Source organism: Paracraurococcus ruber, from assembly GCF_004353985.1.
Taxonomy (GTDB): domain Bacteria; phylum Pseudomonadota; class Alphaproteobacteria; order Acetobacterales; family Acetobacteraceae; genus Paracraurococcus; species Paracraurococcus ruber.
The window spans coordinates 1-3,027 of record NZ_SMOA01000439.1; the positions used below are offsets into that span (position 1 = coordinate 1).

Annotated in this window: 3 protein-coding genes and 1 tRNA gene; 3 read left to right on the forward strand and 1 reads right to left on the reverse strand. The window is 77.9% G+C overall.

What is annotated here, in order from left to right; genetic code table 11:
* A partial coding sequence (locus tag E2C05_RS33615) for an ATP-binding protein (RefSeq protein WP_408901641.1) occupies positions 1 to 1,362 on the forward strand: 1,362 nt, incomplete at its 5' end.
* Between the two features lie 443 nt (positions 1,363 to 1,805).
* A tRNA-Pro gene (locus E2C05_RS30390) sits at positions 1,806 to 1,882 on the forward strand.
* A 72-nt stretch (positions 1,883 to 1,954) separates the two neighbouring features.
* On the opposite strand, the gene E2C05_RS30395 is transcribed toward E2C05_RS30390, so the two are convergent.
* Entirely contained in the window at positions 1,955 to 2,146 is a 192-nt protein-coding gene (locus E2C05_RS30395) for a DUF2842 domain-containing protein (RefSeq protein WP_133223347.1), read from the reverse strand.
* A 233-nt stretch (positions 2,147 to 2,379) separates the two neighbouring features.
* Here E2C05_RS30395 and E2C05_RS30400 point away from each other — a divergent pair, with 233 nt between their 5' ends.
* Complete coding sequence (locus tag E2C05_RS30400; RefSeq protein WP_133223348.1) at positions 2,380 to 2,895, forward strand: adenine phosphoribosyltransferase; 516 nt, start codon at positions 2,380 to 2,382, stop codon at positions 2,893 to 2,895.
* Positions 2,896 to 3,027: the final 132 nt, after the last annotated feature.

Genomic DNA, 3,027 nt, shown 5'->3' on the forward strand with positions numbered 1-3,027 from the left:
GAGGCCCGGCTGGCCTCGCACCGGCAGGCGGCGGAGCGGCTGGCGGCCGAGGCGGCCCGGCTGCCCGCCCTGCGCGACCGGAGGGCCGAGGCAGAGGAGGCGCTGCAGGCCACCGCGCAGGCCTGGGATGCCGCCGCCGCCGCGCTCGGCCTGCCGCCGGCCGCATCGCCCGAGGCGGTGGAGGCGGCGCTCGCCGCCTGGTCCCGCATCGCCGCCGCCGCCGAGGCCTGGCGGGAGGATGAGCGGCGCCTCGCGCAGATGACGGAAACGCTGGAGGGGTTCGCCGGCGCCGCCCGCGACCTCGCCACCCGCCTGCCCGGCATGCCGGAGGAGGCGCCGGCGGTGCTGGCGCTCGGGCTGGTCCGGCGGCTGGCCGCCGCCCGCAAGGCCGAGGATGCCGCGGCGGACCTCGCCGAACGGAACGCGGCGCATCGGCGCGCCGCCGGGCTCGCCAGCCGGGCCGAGGCGGAGGCCGAGGCCGAGATGGCCGCGCTGCGCCGGGCGGCCGGCGTCGCGGATGACGCGGCGCTGGCGGAGGCGATCGAGCTCGCCGCCCGGCGCGACCGGCTGGCCGAGGCGGTGGCGCGGCTGGAGGCCCTGCTGGCCGCCGATTCCGACGGGCTGGGCGAGGCGGCGCTGCGGCAGGAGGCGATGGAGGTCGCGCCGGACGCCGCCGCCGCCCGGCTCGAGGCGATCGCGCAGCGCCGCGCCAACCTGGCGGGGCGGCTCAGCACGCTGGGCGGCGAGCGCAATGCCGCCGAGCAGGCGCTGGCCGCCATGCAGCGCGGCCGCGACGCCGCGGCGCATGCCCAGGCCGCCGAGCAGGCACTGGCCGAGGCGCGCGGCGCGGCCGAGCGCTATGCCCGGCTGCACATGGCGCGCATCTTGCTCCGCGCCGGCATCGAGCGTTTCCGCGCCGAGCAGCAGAACCCGCTGCTGCGCGCCGCCGGCGGGCATTTCGCGCAGCTGACCGGCGGGCGCTATGCCCGGCTGACGGCGGAGGAGAACGAGCGCGGCCAGGTGGTGCTGCACGCCGTCTGGGCCGACGGCGCCGGCTGCGCGGTGGAGGCGCTGAGCGAGGGCACCCGCGACCAGCTCTACCTGGCGCTGCGGATTGCCGCGCTGGAAAGCCACGCCGCGCGGGCGGAGCCGCTGCCCCTCATCGCCGACGATCTCCTGGTGCATTTCGACGACGGCCGCGCGGCGGCGGCGATCGCGGCGCTGGCCCGGCTCGGCCGGGCGACGCAGGTCATCCTCTTCACCCATCACGACCACATCGCCGCGCTGGCGGCGCAGCAGCCGGGCGTGCGGGTGCAGTCGCTGGCGCCTGCGGCCCACCAGGCGGCCGGCCGCGCCGCCTGATCGGCCCGATGGGCGGAAGGGCGGAAGGGCGGGGCATGCGCCATCGGCGGGGCCGGTGCCGGGCCGCGCCACGGCGCCGGACCGCGTCACGCCAACCGTCATTCCGCATGACCGCTGGCGGCACGACCATGGGCGGCATGACCCTTGGTCTCGTCGTGGCGCCCGCGGGCCCCGGGCCGCCCCCGGGGACATGGCTTCGCGGCCCTGGCCTGCCGCACCGCCCGTGTCCAGCGCCGCCGATGCGGCCCCGTGGCGGCGGACGCCATGCGTTACCCGCGGCGGCCGAAGGCCGGGCCATGCGGCCATCGCTGTCACGCGGCCGGCGGCGCGACCGCGCTGCGCGCTTCGTGGCCCGAAGAATCCCGGTGCCTCCCGCTTGCCCCGCCCCGGGCCGGCGGCTATACCGCCGCTCCCCGCCAAGGCGGGACGGCGCATCGGCCTCGCGGAGCGTAGCTCAGCCTGGTAGAGCACTGTGTTCGGGACGCAGGGGCCGGAGGTTCGAATCCTCTCGCTCCGACCAAGTCCGGTGATGCCGCAGGCCCCGCCAGCTCCGCTGGCGGGGCTTCTGCGTTCCGGGGCCCGCGCCGCGGCGTCAGCGGTTCCCGGCGGCCCAGACCATCAGCCACTTCGCCGGGAAGACCCAGACGATCCCGGCGACGGCGAAGAACAGCAGCTCCGCCAGCCAGTGCCGCCCGATCACCACATCCGCCAGCGCGACCACGCCGCCGACATAGAGCAGGAAGCCGAGGATGCCGGCCGGGGCGGCGATGGCGATGCGGGACATGGGGCGGAGATGGCCCGGCCCCGCCCGGCCGCCAAGCCCCCGGAGTTGCGCCTGCCGCCTCGCGGCGGGGGGCGCCCCCCGCCGCGAGGCGGGGGCGGTTGCCGCCGCCCGCCGGGAATGCTTTGAGACACCTTCGCCCGTCGTGCCGCTGGCCGGTCCGGGCGCCGCCCGCCCCCTCCGCAGGACAGCATCCGCAGGACCGGCCAATGCCCGAGACGACGACGCAGGACGAGATCGACCTCCGCGAGCATATCCGCGGCATCCCGGATTTCCCCAAGCCGGGCATCCTCTTCTACGACATCTCCACCCTGCTGCGGCACGGCCCGGCCTGGCGCGCGGCCATGGCGCGCCTGGCCGCCGTCGTGCGCGGCCACAAGCCGGACCTGCTGGCCGGGATCGAAAGCCGCGGCTTCCTGGTCGCCGCGCCCCTCGCCCTCGAACTCGGCCTGGGCTTCGTCATGCTGCGCAAGCCGCGCAAGCTGCCGGGCGCGACGGTGGGGCTGGACTATGCGCTGGAATACGGCACCGACCGGATCGAGATGCAGGCGGATGCCGTGCAGCCCGGGCAGCGGGTGGTCCTGCTGGACGACCTGCTGGCCACCGGCGGCACGATGAGCGCCGGCATCGCCCTGCTGCGCCAGGCGGGGGCCGAGGTCCCGGCGGCGGCGGCGCTGATCGAGCTGACCTTCCTCGGCGGCCGGCAGCGGCTGGACGTGCCGTTCGAGGCGCTGCTGCGCTACGACAGCTGACCGGCGCGGGGACCGGCGGCGATGGCGCGGCCCGCGAGGCGTGGCGCCGACCGTCGCCCGGGTCGGGGCAGGCCGGGCACCGCGACGATCCCGCCGGCCGGCACGGGCTTCGCGGCTGGCGCGCAGCCGCCC

Bases quoted from the DNA above. Each gene is read 5' to 3' on its own strand.
- E2C05_RS30395 (WP_133223347.1), bottom strand. From the start codon at position 2,146: ATGTCCCGCATCGCCATCGCCGCCCCGGCCGGCATCCTCGGCTTCCTG.